Here is a 16,575-nt window from a genome sequence, read left to right as displayed (position 1 = left end):
ATCAAGCGTCCCAGAGTGCCCCCAGTTCCAGCAGGTCCTCGCGGTACTCGATCCGGTCCGCCCACTCCTTCGGCCAGGCGCCCGCACCGAGGTGCGCGCCCGCGAACGCGCCTGTCAGGCAGGCTATCGAGTCCGAGTCGCCCTTGGTACAGGCGGCCCGGCGCAGCGCCGTGACCGGCTCCTCGGGAAAGAGCAGGAAGCAGAGCAGCCCGGTGGCGAACGCCTCCTCGGCGATCCAGCCGTCGCCGGTCGCCAGGCACGGGTCGGTCTCGGGCGACGGTGTACGCAGAGCCTGCCCGAGCCGTTCGAGCACGGCCAGGCACTCGTCCCAGCCCCGCTCGACGAAGTGCTCGGGTGTCGGGTCCTGGCTGTGGGTCCACAGGTCGCCGAGCCAGCTGTGGTGGTAGCGGGAGCGGTTCTCGTACGCGTAGCTGCGCAGCAGCCCGACGAGGCCCGTCGGCTCGGTCCCCCGGGCCAGCAGATGCACCGCGTGGGCCGTGAGGTCGGAGGCGGCGAGGGCGGTGGGGTGGCCGTGGGTGAGGGCGGACTGCAACTGGGCGGCGCCCGACCGCTGTTCGGCGCTGAGGCCGGGGGCGAGTCCGACGGGGGCGACGCGCATGTTGGCGCCGCAGCCCTTGGAGCCGACCTGGCTCGCCTGCTGCCAGGGCCGGTCGCCGTCGAGGAGCCGACAGGCCGTCAGACAGGTGTTGCCGGGGGCGCGGTTGTTCTGCGGGTCGTGGTACCAGGCCACGAACTCCTCGCGCACCGGCGGCTCCAGGGTCCGCGCTCCGAGCGGGCCCGCCGCCATGGCGGTGCGCAGGCCCCGGCCGAGCGCGAGCGTCATCTGGGTGTCGTCGCTGACGGTCGCGGGCTTCAGCAGGGGGATCTCCCGCCAGGGGCCGAACTTGGCGAGGATCGACGGCACGTCGTTGAACTCGGTGGGAAAGCCGAGGGCGTCACCGAGCGCGAGCCCGGTCAGGGCGCCGGTGGCGGCACTTTTGACGGTGGTCCGCGAGGAGGCCGATGAGGTCATGAGGTGGTGCGTCCTTCCGGTCGGAGCAGCGGCGGGTGGAGCGCGGTGGCGGTGCCCGCGCGGTAGAGGGCGGCCGGTTTGCCCCGGCCCCCGGTGCGGCGCGGCGGGCCTTCGACCGGTTCGACGAAGCCGGGTGAAGTGAGCACCTTGCGGCGGAAGTTGGGCCGGTCCAGGGTCACGCCCCAGACCGTCTCGTACACCTGCTGAAGCTCGCCGAGGGTGAACTCGTGCGGGCAGAACGCCGTGGCGAGGCAGGTGTATTCGAGCTTGGCACCGATCCGGCGCCGGCCGTCGGCGAGGATCCGGCCGTGGTCGAAGGCGAGCCGGCCGAGTCCGCCTTCGTCGTAGCGGGTCCAGCGGGCCTGCGTGGCATCGCCGCCGCCACGCGGTTCGGGAAGGTCGGGCAGGAGCGCGGTGTACGCGACGGAGACGACCCGCATCCGGGGGTCGCGGTCCGGGTCGCTGTACGTACGCAGTTGCTCGGGCCGCAGTCCGGCGACGGTGTCCGGCGACAGGCCGGTCTCCTCGGCGAGTTCACGCCGCGCCGCCTGCCCGGCGGACTCCCGGGGCCGTACGAAGCCGCCGGGGAGCGCCCAGTGGCCCAGGTACGGCTCCTCGCCGCGTTCGACGAGCAGGACATGGAGCTGGTTCTCGCGGACCGTGAAGACGGCGAGGTCGACGGTGACGGCGAACGGCGCGAAGTCGGCGGGGTCGTAGTCCTCGGGCACACGGGGCTGCCGGGCGTGGCTCATCTGTTCTCCGGCAGGGGTGCGGCGAAGTACCAGCCCTGGTCGAGCAGTCCGTCCACGGCGGCCACCGCGTCGGTGAGCCGTCTCTCGGGCGGTCCTTCGAGCGTGAGGTACTTCCGCCCCGTGCGCGCCAGTTCGTCCTTGAAGCGGCCGGTCATCCAGGGCCGCAGCTCCTCGCCGTCGCGCAGCCCGTCGTCCTCGAAGGCGACGCCCTCGTGGCCGGTGAGCAGCCACAGATGGTGCGGCGCCCGGTCGGCGACCTCCTCGACCTCCGGGTTACGGCCGCCGACGTACCGCTCGTGCCAGACGGTGGTGGCGAAGGAGTCGGTGTCGCAGATGAGGACCGGCGAGCCGGCGCGGGCGGCCTCCTCCTCCGACGCGTTCTGCCGCCGGGCGATCAACGGGAAGTCCTCGGTGGTGAATTCGACGTCCTCCCACTGCGCGCCGGGCCATCTCTCGCGCAGCGCGGCGAGCTTGTGCTCGCTGAACTCCCGTCCGTACTCGGGGACGTAGCGCGTACGGGCCCACACACCGCCGCGCGCCCGGTAGTGCTCGGCGAGCGCCAGCGCGAGGGTGGTGGTGCCGGTGGACTCGGCGCCGAGCACCACGACACGGCGGGTGAGCGCGGCCCGGACGGGCGGGGCGAGGAAGTCCCAGCAGCGGGCCGGGTCCTTGCGGACCTCGGTCCCCGACACGGGGTGGAGCGTGCGGTCCGGGTCCACGAGGACGGACACGGCGCCGAAGCGGCGGGCGAGTTCGTCCCCGTACGACTCCGAGGTGAAGACGGCGTCCACGGGCTCGGGGACGGCCGCGCGGAAGACCGCCATGTGCGCGTCCCAGATGGCGGGGTCGCGCAGATCCATCCGGGTGTCGTCGACGGCGCCCACGACCCGGACGTCCGGGTGGACCTCGCGCATCCAGGCGACGCGGTCGGCGAGCGGCACCGATTCGACGGAGGCGGCGCAGACGAGGACGGTGAGCCGTTCGCAGCGGGCGCGTGCGGTCCGTACGAGGTGGTGGTGGCCCGTGTGCGGCGGATAGAACTTGCCGAGGACCAGGCCGTGTCCGTACGCCGCGCTCATGCCGCGACCCCCAGCGGCGTGGCGGGCCGGCCGTCGAGGTCGCGCGACCAGTTGCGCAGTCCGATGACGCACAGAGTCAGGAAGCCCACGTACAGGATCGATGTCAGATACAGCTCCTTGTGCGCGTACAGCGGGATGTAGACGATGTCCGCCGCGATCCACAGCCACCACGACTCCAGCCGCTTCCGGCACTGCCCGTACGTCGCCATCAGCGACAGGGCGGTGGTGACGGCGTCCCAGAACGGGACCGTCGATGAGGTCTGGTGGTCGAGGAGCAGCGTCAGTCCGAGAGTTCCCACCGCCCCCGCCGCGAGCAGCCAGCCCCACTCGGTGCGCGTGGTGCGTCGCACCGGCAGAGACGGCGAGCCTGGTCCACCCCCGTGGGTCCAGGTCCACCAGCCGTACACGGCGAGGGCGATGAAGACGACCTGCAACCCGGCGTCGGCGTACAGGCCGGCCTGGGTGAACAGCAGGATGAAGAAGAGGTTGTTGGCGATGCCGATGGGCCAGTTGGCGAGGTGCTGGCGGGCGACGAGCCAGACACAGAGCGCGCCGCTGCCGAAGCCGAGCACCTCGGTCCAGCTCACCGGGGTGTCGAGAACGGTCACCAGCGGCTGCTGCAACGGGTCGAGAAAATCCGCGAGACTCACGCCCGCCTCCTTAATGGTCATACTGACTATAAAGGCGAACGGGGCCGCGCCACAAGCAGAAAAGCCCGCGGCCTTCGGGCCACGGGCTTTCTTCGAACGGGACCAGGGGTCCGCGGGACTTCCTACAGACCGACTTCCTTCATCAGCATGCCGACCTCCGTGTTGGTGAGACGCCGCAGCCAGCCGGACTTCTGGTCGCCCAGCGGGATCGGCCCGAACGCCGTCCGGACCAGCCGCTCGACCGGGAAGCCCGCCTCGGAGAGCATCCGGCGCACGATGTGCTTGCGGCCCTCGTGGAGGACCACCTCGACCAGGTAGTTCTTCCCGGTGTTCTCCACGACGCGGAAGTGGTCGGCGCGGGCGTAGCCGTCCTCCAACTGGATCCCGTCCTTGAGCCGCTTGCCCAGATCGCGCGGCAACGGGCCCTGGACGGCGGCGAGATACGTCTTCTTCACGCCGTACCGCGGGTGGGTGAGGCGGTGGGCCAGCTCACCGTGGTTGGTGAGGAGGATGATGCCCTCGGTCTCGGTGTCCAGCCGGCCCACATGGAAGAGCCGGGTCTCGCGGTTGGTGACGTAGTCGCCCAGATTCTGCCGGCCGTCCGGGTCGCCCATCGTGGAGACGACACCGGCGGGCTTGTTCAGCGCGAAGAAGAGATGCGACTGCGTGGCGACGGTCAGACCGTCGACCTTGATCTCGTCGCGGTGCGGGTCGACCCGCATGCCCTGCTCCATGACGATCTCGCCGTTGACCTCGACGCGCGCCTGCTCGATCAGCTCCTCGCACGCCCGGCGCGAACCCATGCCGGCCCGCGCGAGGATCTTCTGGAGCCGCTCGCCCTCCTGCTCGGCGCCCGGGTTGGTCCTGGGGGTCCTGATCTCCGGCTTGTCCGCGTACCGGTCGCGATTGCGCTGCTCGATCTTCGCGTCCAGCTCGCGCGGACGCGCGGGCTTGCCCTGGATCCGGCGCTGGGCCGCCGCGCTCGGCGCCTTCGGGCCGCCCTTGGCACCGCCGCGTGCGGCGGCGCCACGGCTGCCGCCGCCGGCGGAGCCGCCCTGGCCGCCACCGGGACCGCCGGGACCGCCGGAGCGCCCGACGTCGTAACGGCGCTCCTCGGGACGGGGCTTGCTCTCACGCTTCGGCTGCTTGTCGTCCCGCGCGCCGCCACCGCCGCTTCCCCGGCTCCCGGCGCTCCCCCCGTTGCCGCCGCGACCGCCGCCGGTCCTCGACTGGGGTTTGCCGCCCGCGGCTCCCCGGCCGCCGCCACCGCCGCTCCGGTTGCCGCTGCCGCTTCCGCTGTTCCTGCCGTTGCTTCGCATCAAATGTCCGTCTTGTCGTCTGCGTGAGTGTCCGGGGCGTACGGTGCGTCCGGATCGAACGACGGAACGCCTTCCAGGGTGTCGGCCTCGATCGCGTCCGCCTCCGGAAGGAAGGGCGCGAGTTCCGGAAGCTCGTCCAGACCGCGCAGGCCCATCCGCTCCAGGAAATAGTTCGTCGTCCTGTACAGGATCGCACCTGTTTCGGGTTCCGCTCCCGCCTCCTCGACCAGACCGCGCTGGAGGAGGGTCCGCATGACCCCGTCACAGTTCACTCCGCGTACGGCCGAGACCCGCGAACGGCTGACCGGCTGGCGGTACGCCACGACCGCCAGGGTCTCCAGGGCGGCCTGGGTGAGCCGGGCCTGCTGGCCGTCGAGCACGAAGCCCTCGACGGCCTCCGCGTACTCGGCCCGCGAGTAGAAACGCCAGCCGCCCGCGACGAGCCGCAGTTCGAATCCGCGCCCCGCGACGGTGTACTCGTCGGCCAGCGCCCGCAGCGCGTCGGCGACGGCCCGGCGCGGCCGGTCCAGCACCTTGGCCAGGTGTTCCTCGGTCGCGGGCTCGTCGACGACCATGAGGACCGCCTCCAGGGCGGGCTTCAGATCGAGGTCGGCGACCGTACGCTGCTCGCTCACGCCTTCTCCTCGCCGCTGTCCCGGCTGTTGTGCTTGTCGTCCGTCACGGGCTCCGGCGGACGGTCGAACTCGTCCGTCACCCGCGGCGCCTCGTCGTCCTCCCCGCCCGTCCAGCGCACCGTGAGCGGCCCCAGGGCCTCGTCCTGGTCCAGGGCGACGGCCTTCTCCCGATAGAGCTCCAGCAGCGCGAGGAAGCGCGCCACGACGGTGAGCGTGTCCGGGGCGTCCTCGGCGAGTGTCGCGAAACTCACCTCGCCGGCCGCGCGCAACATCGCCACGACGATCCCCGCCTGCTCCTGGACGGAGACGAGCGGCGCGTGGATGTGGTCGATGTACACCTGCGGCTTGGGCTTGGGCTGCATCGCCTTGACCGCGAGTCTGGCGAAACCCTCGGCGCCGATGCTGATGACGACCTCGGGGAGCAGCGCGGCGTGGTGCGGTTCCAGGCCGACGGTACGGGGGTAGCGCCGCGACTCGGAGTCCAGCCGGGCGCTGAAGATCTCGGCGATCTGCTTGTACGCGCGGTACTGGAGCAGCCGGGCGAAGAGCAGGTCCCTGGCCTCCAGCAGCGCCAGGTCGCCCTCGTCCTCCACCTCGGCGGACGGCAGCAGGCGCGCGGCCTTCAGATCGAGGAGCGTCGCCGCGACGACCAGGAACTCGGTGGTCTGGTCGAGATCCCAGTCGGGGCCCATGGCGCGGATGTGCACCATGAACTCGTCGGTGACCTTGGAGAGCGCGACCTCGGTGACGTCCATCTTGTGCTTCGAGATGAGCTGGAGAAGCAGATCGAACGGCCCCTCGAAGTTCGCGAGCCGAACGGTGAACCGCCCGTCGTCGGGCGCGGGTTCGGGGTCCGGGGCGGGTTCGGCTTCGGGGTCCGGCTCAGCTGCGGGCTCCGTCTCGGGTACGGGTCCGGGCTCCGGCTCGGGCGCGGACTCCGCGTCGGGTAGGGGTACGGGTCCGGGCTCCGGCTCGACTGCGGGCCCCGGTACGCGGACGGCCTCAGGCTCGGGCTCCACCGGCGGCGGCTCGACGGGCTCCACGGCCACGGGCTCCACCGCGACCGGCACCACCGGCTCCGCCGCCGCGCCGCCCGTCCCCGGCCCGCGCCCCAGCGCGCGGCGGGGCGAGCGGGCTGTGGAGTCGTCGGTCGGCGGCATGGCGGGTCCTGGCGGGCGGAGGGGACGGGTCCGCCGAGGCTACCTTCAGCGCCCGCGCAGGCGCCGTACGAGGATGCTCGCGTCGCCGCGCGACTCCAGGTCGGCGAGGACCACGGCGACCGCCTCGCGGACGATCCGTCCACGGTCCACGGCCAGCCCGTGCTCGCCGCGCAGCACCAGACGCGCGTGCTCCAGGTCCATCAGCTCCTCGGCGGAGACGTAGACCGTGATCTTCTCGTCGTGCCGTTCGCGGCCGCTGGGACGGCGGTTGGCCCCGCGGCCCCCCCGGCGGCGCTGGCCGCCCTGCTGGCCGACGGTGGGCGTGCCACCGCCACCGCCGCTGCCGCCGCCGTCCTGCGACCCCTGCGGGCGGCGCTGCTGCTCCTTCTCGGGCGTACGGCTGCGGGACGTCGCCGACGAGTCCGCGTCGGTCGCCGAGTGCTCCTGGGCCGATGCCGGTGCCGCCGACTTCGCGGCTGCCGGCTGTTCGGCGCCCTGGTCGCTCTCCCCTGCCGGTGCCGGGACCCGCGGCTCGCCGTTCGCGGTACGCCGCCGGTCGCCCGGTGAGGAAGCCTGGAGCGCCATGCCCCCGGTCGTACGGAACAGCTCGTCGGCCCCGGGCAGACTCACTCGGCGTGACACCGGGCGAGCACCTCCCTGGCGAGCTGGCGGTAGGCGGCGGCGCCGACGGAGTTGGAGGCGTAGGTGGTGATGGGCTCACCGGCGACCGTGGTCTCCGGGAAGCGCACGGTCCGGCCGATCACCGTGTGGTAGACGTGGTCGTCGAAGGCCTCGACGACCCGCGCCAGGACCTCGCGGCTGTGCACCGTGCGGGAGTCGTACATCGTGGCGAGGATGCCGTCGAGTTCCAGCTCCGGGTTGAGCCGCTCCTGGACCTTCTCGATGGTCTCGGTGAGCAGGGCCACGCCGCGCAGCGCGAAGAACTCGCACTCCAGCGGGACGATCACCTTGTGCGCGGCGGTCAGCGCGTTGACGGTCAGCAGACCGAGCGACGGCTGGCAGTCGATCACGATGTAGTCGTAGTCCTGCATCAGCGGCTTGAGCGCCCGCTGGAGCGTGGACTCCCGCGCCACCTCGCTCACCAGCTGCACCTCGGCGGCCGAGAGGTCGATGTTGCTCGGGAGCAGGTCCATGTTGGGCACGGCGGTCTTCAGGAGCACCTCGTCGGCCGACATGCCCCGCTCCATGAGCAGGTTGTAGACCGTGAGGTCGAGCTCCATCGGGTTGACGCCGAGACCGACGGACAGTGCGCCCTGCGGGTCGAAGTCGACGAGCAGCACCCGCCGTCCGTACTCCGCGAGCGCGGCGCCCAGGTTGATGGTCGACGTGGTCTTGCCGACGCCGCCCTTCTGGTTGCACATCGCGATGATCTTCGCGGGGCCGTGGTCGGTGACCGGGCCGGGGATCGGGAAGTACGGCAGGGGACGCCCGGTCGGGCCGATTCGCTCGCGGCGCTGGCGGGCGGCGTCGGGGGCGAGGGTGGCCGCGTACTCGGGGTCGGGCTCGTACTCGGCGTCGGGGTCGTAGAAGTGCCCCTCGGGCACCTCGTCGAAGTCGGCGAAGTGGGTGGACTCTCGGCCACTCTCGTTGCCGGCCATGGCGTTCACGTGTTGGCCGTCCATCGTCTGGTGGGCTGTCGTCATGTGCTGGTGGGTCGTGAAGGTGCGGACAGCGACGGAGCCGACGGCCTCTAGCCCGGACGACGGGCTCTGGTGGCTCATCGCAGGCATTCCTGGTTGACCACCCCCGGGAGTAAATGTCGACTCATTCACAAGTCGTCTTACCTCCTTGGACGTGACCAGGAAACTTATCGATAGGTCAGCGTGGCACCATGCCGACGGTTGGCGACTCTATGGCGTGTCACCACTCCGCAGCAACACAATCCGCCGGACCCGGCCCGATGTGTCGGCAACCGAACACCCTTGTGTCAAGGGCGCGCGGCCCTCCGTCGAGGCATTCCACACGGGTCGATAAGGGTTAAAGGGTTACGTTCGAGGCGAGTTGAGCGCGGGCCCGGAAGTGGTGGGACACACAGCCGGCCGGACCTTGCCGAGCAAGATCCGGCCGGGGGCGCGAGGTTGACGGACGCCGTTGACGGGTCAGGCCAGAACGGTGGCCAGTTCGGTGTGCGGAAGGCCGTGGGCCTCGGCCACGGAACCGTAAGTGACCTGCCCGTCATGGGTGTTGAGGCCCTTGGCGAGCGCCGGGTCACGGCGCAGCGCCTCGGTCCAGCCGAGGTTGGCCAGCGCCACGATGTAGGGAAGCGTGGCGTTGGTCAGGGCGTAGGTCGAGGTGTTCGGCACGGCGCCCGGCATGTTGGCGACGCAGTAGAAGACCGAGTCGTGGATCCGGAAGGTCGGCTCGGCGTGGGTGGTGGGGTGCGAATCCTCGAAGCAACCACCCTGATCGATTGCAATGTCGACAAGTACACTTCCGGGCTTCATCTTGGCCACGAGCGCGTTGGTGACCAACTTCGGCGCCTTCGCTCCGGGGATCAGTACGGCTCCGACGACGAGGTCCGCCTCGACGACCGCGCGCTCCAGTTCGTACGCGTTGGAGACGATGGTCTGCACCTTCGTGCCGAAGATCTTGTCGGCCTCGCGCAGCTTGTCGATGTCCCGGTCGAGCAGGGTCACATGGAAGCCCATGCCGACGGCGATCTGGGTGGCGCTCCAGCCGGAGACGCCGCCGCCGATGACGACGGCGCGGCCCGGAGCCGTACCGGGCACGCCGCCGGGCAGCACACCACGGCCGCCGACCGAGCGCATCAGGTGGTACGCGCCGACCTGGGGGGCCAGCCGGCCCGCGACCTCGGACATCGGGGCGAGCAGCGGGAGACGGCGGTTCGCGGTCTCGACGGTCTCGTACGCGATGGCGGTGGTGCGGGACTTCAGCAGGGCGTCGGTGCACTCGCGGGAGGCGGCGAGATGCAGATACGTGAAGAGGGTCTGGTCCTTGCGGAGGCGGTGGTACTCCTCGGCGATGGGCTCCTTGACCTTCAGCACGAGGTCGGCCGTGGCCCAGACCTCGTCGGCGGTGGGCAGGATCCGGGCGCCGGCGGCGATGAACTCGGTGTCCGTGATCGAGGAGCCGGCGCCGGCGTCCCGCTCGATGACGACCTGATGACCGTGGCGCACGAGCTCGTGCACTCCGGCGGGGGTGATGGCCACCCGGAACTCGTTGTTCTTGACCTCGCGGGGGATGCCGACGAGCACGGTGATCACGGTCCTTGGCTCAGGGGTTACTCGGGCAATGCCCCCCAAACCCATACGCGCACGGCGCATCGGAAGGCATCGTTGCCGGTTACGACAGAGCCAGTCTAATGAAGGACTTCCAGCTGTCTAGCCTTGCAAAGCATCAACCTTCAGCCGAGGTGCTACGGATTTCGTAGGTGGAGGAGTCCGTTCCGAGCAGTCGATCGGAGGCGTGGCGGTGCAGCCGGGCCGCCGTCGGGTCGCCGAGGCGGTCCAGAGTGTCCGCGAGCCGCAGCTCCAGCGCGGCCTGGAGCCGGGTGTCGCCGGCCAGCCGGGCGTACTCCACGGCCTCCTGGCAGGTGTGCAGCGACTCCTCGGGACGGCCCGCGTACTCCTGGACCCTGGCCGCCTCGCTGAGCGCGCGCGCCTGGCCGGGGAGGTCCTGGAGCCTGCGGAAACCGGCCGCGGCGGCGCGCCAGTGGCGCAGCGCCTCGCCGTAGCGGCCCGCGTAGGTGTGCACGGTGCCCAGCCGTCCGTACAGCCTCGCCTCGTCGGCCCGCTCGCCCCGGCTCAGCCGCTGCCCGAGGGCGCGGCCGTACCAGTCGGCGGCGCGGTGCCAGTCCTGAAGCTCCTGGTAGGCGCCGCCCACGGATTCCATCGCGCGGCCGGTGGCGTAGTGGTCGTTCGCGGCCCGTCCGGCGTCCAGCGCGGACCGGTAGCGGGCCAGCGCGTCGTACGTACGGCCCGACCGGGCGTCCAGATCGCCGATGTTGAGCAGCGCGGCGGCCTCCTCCCGGTGCAGGCCCTGGCGCTCGGCGACACCGAGGACCAGCTGGTGGAGCCCGTACAGGTCCGGCGCGGCGGCGTCCGTGCCCTGGTGCGCGGCCAGCGCCCGGACCAGGGCCGAGACAAGCCTGCGGGCGAGGGTGTCCAGCCCGCCGTCCGCCACGGCGAGCCGGGCCGACGCGAGAAGGGCGGGCCTGCGGGAGGCCAGCCAGTCGGCGGCGGCCCGCGCGGTCTCGAAACGCACGGCGCGGGGCAGCGCGGCGAGCTTCTTACGGGCCGGGGAACCGTCGGGCTCGGTCACGGCGCGGCAGGACTGGAGCAGCCGCACGGTCCGCTCCAGCATCCGGGCCCTGGCGAGCTGCACCTCGGAGGGCCGGTCCTTCGCCGCCATCAGCGCGCGCGTCAGGGGGGCGAGGGCGCCGGGGATCTCGTACTGCTCCCCCGTCTGACGGAGCAGGCTCAGCGCGGCGAGGTCGTCCAGGGCGGCCCCGGCGGCGGAGACGGAACAGCCGGCCAGCGCGGAGGCGGTGTGGGCGTCGGCGAGCCCGGCCGGGGCGAGGGACAGCAGGCGCAGCATCCCGGCGGTGGACGGCGGCAGGTCCTCGTACACGAACCGGAAGGCGCGGGCCAACGGGCGGGCCCCCTGCGGTTGTCCGAGGTCCTCGGGGACGGTGCGCAGCCGCTTGGCGACGTCGGCGACCGAGACCCTGGGGTGGGTGGCGAGCCAGCCGCCGACGAGGGCGATCGCGGCGGGCTGCCCGCCGCACTCCTCGGCGAGGGACTCGGCGGCCTGCGGGTCGACGGTGATCCGTACGGATCCGGTGAAGGTGCCGAGCAGTTCCATCGCGGCCTTGGCGTCCAGGCCGCCGATGGTGCACGGGCGGATGTCGGGGATGCCGGTGAGGGGGCCGCGCGCCACGGCGACGACGAGGCAGTCCGGGTTCTCGGGGAGCAGAAGGTCGACCTGCTCGGCGTCGTGGGCGTCGTCGAGGAGCAGCAGGACACGTCGTACGGCCAGCGCCTCACGCACCATGTCGGACAGCTCGTCCTCACCGGCGCCGGGCGGCACGTCGATGCCGAACCCGCCGAGGAGATCACGCGCGGTCCGCTCGACGGGTACGGGCTCCCCGCCGGGCTCCGTGAGCCGGATGTGCAGCACGCCGTCGGGATACCGCCGCGCCACCTGCCGCGCCAACTCCCGCGCCAGCGCGGTCCGCCCGGAACCGCTCTGCCCGGCGATGAGCAGCACCCGGGTGTGCGCGGCGCCACGCCCGGCCATGGTGTTGAGCCCGACCCGCTCGATGTCCCCGTGCAGGGCCTTCAACTCCCGCTGCCGCCCGAAGAACCACCGGGCGGGCTCGGGGGGCCCCACCCGCATCGGGGCGGCGACCGCCGCCGCGCCCCGCCCTTCGCCACCACCCGACGCCCCGGCACCGCGCGAAGCCGTACTCCTGCGGGCGGCAACGGGGTCAGGGCGCGAGCCGGAATCCTTACTCGAAGGACCCACCTCGTCGGCGACAACCGGGCCACGGCGCGAGCCGGACCTGGCCGGCTCCGGGGCCGGGCGCGGACCCGCCTGCTCTTCGCCCCCCTCGCGCTCGGACGCCCCGTCGGCGACAACCGGGCCACGGCGCGAGCCGGACCTTGGCGGCTCCGGGGCCGGGCGCGGGCCTGCCTGCCCTTCGCCCCCCTCGTGCTCGGGCGCCACATCAGCGGCCCGCCGCCAGGGGCTACGCGACGCAGAATCCCTACTTAAAGTGCTCGCCCCGTCAGCGACAACCGGCCCAGGGCGCGAGCCGGACTCCGACGGCTCCGGGACCGGGCGCGAACCCACCTGCCCTTCACCCCTCTCCCCCTCGGATGCCCCGTCAGCGACAACCCCGCCACGGCGCGAGCCGGACTCCTCGCCCCCGGCGTCAACATCCGACCGGACCTCAGCCACCTCGTCCACACCCCCACCCGGCGAGCCCGCGTACATCGTGTCGCCGGGTGGAGCGGGCTCATCGCTCTCACCTCGCGTCCTGCGGGCAGTGGTCGGCGCGTCGGCCTCCGGGCGCTCCGCGACCGGACGGCGGCGTTTCACCGACGCACGGACGGTGTCCGGCAGGCTTGCTGACGCTCCGTCGGCCTCCCGTCCAGGTTCCCCGTCAGCGACAGCCGCACCGTCCCCGCCCGGCGCCACTGCCGCCGAGACCTGGGCGGCAGTTGGTGCGTCCGACGGGCTCGCAGGCACCTCAGCGCCCTCTCGCGCGGCGCGCGTCCTCGTGGTGCGCGGGGCGGACTTCTTGCGCGCGGCGGGCTCCTCGCCATCAGCGCGCGACCTGCGGGCACCCGTCGACGTTTCGGTGTTCTCCCGCTTCGCGGCGGCGCGCGAGGCCGGCTTCTTGCGTGCCGTACTCGCCCCGCCGGCGGCGGCCGTGCCACGGCGCGACGCAGGTTTCTTGACGTCGGCGTCGGCGTCGGCCGCGGCCGAGTCCGCCGCCGGGCGGGCGCGGGTGCCCCGGCGACGGGGCGGCTCAGGAGCTTCCGGAGCGGCGGCTGACGGAGCGTCAGACGGCTCCTCCGCGCCGTGCGACCTCGCAGGGCCGCCGTCCAAGTCCACCGCCTGGTCCGTCACGGCCACGCTCCTTCCCCTGCCCGTCGGCGGGGTGCGCACGAGTCGAGCCCGGCGGGTGTCCGCGCGGGTGATTCGAGCCTAGTTCACGCTCCGCGACGGACCTGGTGGGGCGCGGCCGCAAATCCCCCAATCGGATCAGCAGTTCGTCCTACCGGACCACCGCACCACCACACGCCCGCACCACCGCACGGCCGTACGGCGTCACGCCACAAACGGCCGCGCCGGCCACTCCGCGTCCGCCGGACGCAGCGCGTCCAGCCCGTCCCCCGCCAGCGCCGCCGTCAGCGACATCGCGCCCACAACGAGCGCGTTGTTGTGCAGCTCGCCCGCGAGTACGCCCCGTACCAGCTCCGTCAGCGGCACCCGCGCCTGCTCCATGTCCGCCTCCTCCTCGGAGACGTCGAAGCGCTCGCCCTCCGCCTCCGACAGGTCGCGCGCCAGGAAGATCCGTACGGACTCGTCGCAGCCGCCCGGCGTCGTGTAGACGTCCGTCAGCACCCGCCAGTCCTCCGCCTTGACGTGGGCCTCCTCGTACAGCTCCCGCTGCGCCGCGTGCAGCGGGTTCTCACCGGGGATGTCGAGCAGGCCCGCCGGGATCTCCCACAGCTTCTGGCGTACGGGGTGCCGGTACTGACGCAGGACCAGCACACGGTCCGAGTCGTCCAGGGCGAGGATCGCGACCGAACCAGGGTGCACCTGGTAGTCGCGGCGCACGACGGATCCGTCGGGCATGACCACGTCGTCCGTACGGACGCTGGTCTTGTTGCCCCGGAACGGCGTCGTCGTGGCAGTGATCCGCCACTCCTCGGGGGTGTCCTTGATCGTCATCGAAACCTACCTCCGCACACGCCCGGACAGTGAAAGACCGAGGTACGGATCCCGGTGTCCGGGAGCCCGTACCTCGGTCCACGTTATCGCCTCAGGTCCGCGCCCTACGCGCCCTGCTGACGCTCCACCGCCGCCTTGACCAGGCCCGCGAACAGCGGGTGCGGCCTCGTCGGGCGTGACCGCAGCTCCGGGTGCGCCTGCGTGGCGACCAGATAGGGGTGCGCCGTACGCGGGTACTCCACGTACTCGACGAGCTTGTTGTCGGGCGACGTGCCCGAGAAGACGAGGCCCGCCTTCTTCTCCAGCTCGGCGCGGTAGGTGTTGTTCACCTCGTAGCGGTGCCGGTGGCGCTCCTCCACGTACGGCTGGTCGTCGTAGACCTCCCGCACGATCGAGCCGTCCGCGAGCTTCGCCGGGTACAGCCCGAGCCGCATCGTGCCGCCGAGGTCGCCGGCGCCCTCCACGTACGCGAGCTGCTCCTCCATCGTGGAGATCACCGGGTGCGCGGTCGCGGCGTCGAACTCCGTGGAGTTGGCGTCCGGGTTCTCCAGCAGGTTGCGCGCGGCCTCGATGATGATGCACTGGAGACCGAGACAGATCCCGAGCAATGGGATCTTCTGTTCGCGTGCGTACTGGATGGCCCCGACCTTGCCGGTCACCCCGCGCTCGCCGAATCCGCCGGGGATCAGGATCCCGTCGACGTCCCCGAGCTGCCGCGCCGCGCCCGCGGGCGTCTTGCAGTCGTCGGAGGTGACCCACTTGACCTTGACCCGCGCCTTGTTGGCGAAGCCGCCGGCCCGCAGCGCCTCCGTCACCGACAGATACGCGTCGGGCAGGTCGATGTACTTGCCGACGAGCGCGACGGTGACCTCGTGGTCGGGGTTGTGGACGCGGTCCAGCAGGTCGTCCCAGACGGTCCAGTCGACGTCGCGGAACGGCAGGTCCAGCTTCCGTACGACGTACGCGTCCAGGCCCTCGGTGTGCAGCACCTTCGGGATGTCGTAGATGGACTTCGCGTCGATCGCGGCGACCACGGCCGCCTCGTCCACGTCGCACATCAGCGAGATCTTGCGCTTGATCGACAGCGGCACCTCGCGGTCGGCGCGCAGCACGATCGCGTCCGGCTGGATACCGATGCTGCGCAGCGCGGCCACCGAGTGCTGCGTGGGCTTGGTCTTCAGCTCGCCGGAGGGGCCGATGTACGGGAGCAGCGAGATGTGCACGACGAAGACGTTGTCGCGGCCCACCTCGTGGCGGACCTGGCGGACGGTCTCCAGGAACGGCTGCGACTCGATGTCGCCGACCGTGCCGCCGACCTCCGTGATGACGACGTCGACGTCGTCGGTCGCCGCGCGCCGGATGCGGTGCTTGATCTCGTTGGTGATGTGCGGGATGACCTGGACGGTGTCGCCGAGGTATTCGCCGCGCCGTTCCTTGGCGATGACCGTGGAGTAGACCTGGCCGGTGGTGACGTTGGCCGAGCCGTCGAGGTCGACGTCGAGGAAGCGCTCGTAGTGCCCGATGTCCAGGTCGGTCTCGGCGCCGTCGTTGGTGACGAACACCTCACCGTGCTGGAAGGGGTTCATCGTGCCGGGGTCGACGTTCAGATACGGGTCGAGCTTCTGCATGGTGACCCGCAGGCCCCGCGCTTTGAGGAGAGCCCCCAGGCTGGAGGCGGTCAGGCCCTTGCCGAGGGAGGAGGCGACGCCCCCGGTGACGAAGATGTGCTTGGTCGTCGAGGAGGTCGTGGATCGGTTCGGCATGGCCAAGAGGGGGCTCCCGTGGTCGCGGTCTGAGGTGCGTACCGGCGCTCCCGCCCGGTGGATCACCGGTGCGAGCCGGAGGATCTGGAGGGGTGCCGTCGCTGCGGTTCGGGGCCCCTGAGAAGCGCTGGGGGGCCATCCGTCCACGGGCCACCAGGGTAACAGCGACGGCGGCGCGACGTTCCCCTCGGCCGTGCCCCGGACCTTCGCCGACGGGGCGGCGACGCCGCTCGCGATGCCCCCGGGTCCACCCGCTGCCGGCCGCCCGAACACACCGGTACCGAGGCCGCATCGGGGGCGATTTCCGGCCACCCGTCCCGTGCGCCGGACGCTTGCCGGAGGCGCTTCGGACGTACGTCGGACTCACGCCGAACACGCACGAAAAGCACACGGAACACGCACGGAAGCGGCCTCGCGACCCTCGCCCAAGATCACAAATTGATCACCTCACAAGCCTTCATGATCAGCGGACGGTCACCGCCCGGTCACCCGGGGGTCATCGAACCGCCCGCGCTCAGTCGCCGCTCCGTCACCGCACGTCATCGGACCTGCGACGGCACGGGCTCCGCCGCCCCCGGCCCACTCGTTCGGCTCATTTGTGTTGCCTGGACACCTGCGCGGATCTCCGAGGTGCGTCGTATCCTGCTCGGACATTCGCTGCCGAGTCCGGCCGGCAAACGGCACTATCCCCGCCCGTGTTCCCGGAAAAAGAGCTCGTCAACGACCCTTGACCGCAGT

The 16,575-nt window shown here is 71.8% G+C and carries 13 protein-coding genes; all 13 read right to left on the bottom strand.

Annotated elements, in window-relative coordinates:
- Position 1: 1 nt before the first annotated feature.
- On the bottom strand, positions 2–1,033 hold the full coding sequence (locus tag ACFYNU_RS23005) for an ADP-ribosylglycohydrolase family protein (RefSeq protein ID WP_356588310.1): 1,032 nt from the start codon (positions 1,031–1,033) through the stop codon (positions 2–4).
- Positions 1,030–1,785: an NUDIX domain-containing protein gene (locus tag ACFYNU_RS23000; RefSeq protein WP_356588308.1), complete on the bottom strand. Its 756-nt coding sequence runs from the start codon at positions 1,783–1,785 to the stop codon at positions 1,030–1,032. The genes ACFYNU_RS23005 and ACFYNU_RS23000 overlap by 4 nt, the downstream gene beginning before the upstream one ends.
- Positions 1,782–2,864 carry an AAA family ATPase gene (locus ACFYNU_RS22995; RefSeq protein WP_356588306.1) on the bottom strand — a complete coding sequence of 361 codons (1,083 nt, stop codon included), beginning with the start codon at positions 2,862–2,864 and terminating at the stop codon, positions 1,782–1,784. Before ACFYNU_RS22995 ends, ACFYNU_RS23000 begins: the two co-directional genes overlap by 4 nt.
- On the bottom strand, positions 2,861–3,514 hold the full coding sequence (gene pnuC / locus ACFYNU_RS22990; RefSeq protein ID WP_356588304.1) for a nicotinamide riboside transporter PnuC: 654 nt from the start codon (positions 3,512–3,514) through the stop codon (positions 2,861–2,863). Before pnuC ends, ACFYNU_RS22995 begins: the two co-directional genes overlap by 4 nt.
- Before the next feature lie 122 nt (positions 3,515–3,636).
- A complete protein-coding gene (locus ACFYNU_RS22985; protein WP_356588302.1) occupies positions 3,637–4,833 on the bottom strand; it encodes a pseudouridine synthase in 1,197 nt (398 codons plus the stop codon).
- Positions 4,833–5,468: an SMC-Scp complex subunit ScpB gene (gene scpB, locus ACFYNU_RS22980; protein ID WP_356588300.1), complete on the bottom strand. Its 636-nt coding sequence runs from the start codon at positions 5,466–5,468 to the stop codon at positions 4,833–4,835. The genes ACFYNU_RS22985 and scpB overlap by 1 nt, the downstream gene beginning before the upstream one ends.
- Positions 5,465–6,628, bottom strand: coding sequence for a segregation/condensation protein A (locus tag ACFYNU_RS22975; RefSeq protein ID WP_356588298.1), 1,164 nt, complete (start codon positions 6,626–6,628; stop codon positions 5,465–5,467). Before ACFYNU_RS22975 ends, scpB begins: the two co-directional genes overlap by 4 nt.
- Before the next feature lie 45 nt (positions 6,629–6,673).
- On the bottom strand, positions 6,674–7,270 hold the full coding sequence (locus ACFYNU_RS22970) for a hypothetical protein (RefSeq protein WP_356588296.1): 597 nt from the start codon (positions 7,268–7,270) through the stop codon (positions 6,674–6,676).
- Positions 7,255–8,370 carry a ParA family protein gene (locus tag ACFYNU_RS22965; protein WP_388767109.1) on the bottom strand — a complete coding sequence of 372 codons (1,116 nt, stop codon included), beginning with the start codon at positions 8,368–8,370 and terminating at the stop codon, positions 7,255–7,257. The genes ACFYNU_RS22970 and ACFYNU_RS22965 overlap by 16 nt, the downstream gene beginning before the upstream one ends.
- 378 nt (positions 8,371–8,748) lie before the next feature.
- Positions 8,749–9,864, bottom strand: a complete 1,116-nt coding sequence (ald, locus tag ACFYNU_RS22960; RefSeq protein ID WP_356588575.1) for an alanine dehydrogenase — start codon at positions 9,862–9,864, stop codon at positions 8,749–8,751.
- A gap of 142 nt (positions 9,865–10,006) precedes the next feature.
- Positions 10,007–12,007: a tetratricopeptide repeat protein gene (locus ACFYNU_RS22955; protein ID WP_356588292.1), complete on the bottom strand. Its 2,001-nt coding sequence runs from the start codon at positions 12,005–12,007 to the stop codon at positions 10,007–10,009.
- A 1,440-nt stretch (positions 12,008–13,447) separates the two neighbouring features.
- A complete protein-coding gene (locus tag ACFYNU_RS22950; protein WP_356588290.1) occupies positions 13,448–14,074 on the bottom strand; it encodes an NUDIX hydrolase in 627 nt (208 codons plus the stop codon).
- A gap of 104 nt (positions 14,075–14,178) precedes the next feature.
- Complete coding sequence (locus ACFYNU_RS22945) at positions 14,179–15,837, bottom strand: CTP synthase (protein ID WP_356588288.1); 1,659 nt, start codon at positions 15,835–15,837, stop codon at positions 14,179–14,181.
- Between the last annotated feature and the right edge of the window lie 738 nt (positions 15,838–16,575).

It is taken from the genome of Streptomyces sp. NPDC006643 (assembly GCF_042870175.1).
GTDB lineage: Bacteria > Actinomycetota > Actinomycetes > Streptomycetales > Streptomycetaceae > Streptomyces.
This window is presented reverse-complemented; position numbering and strand designations above follow the sequence as displayed.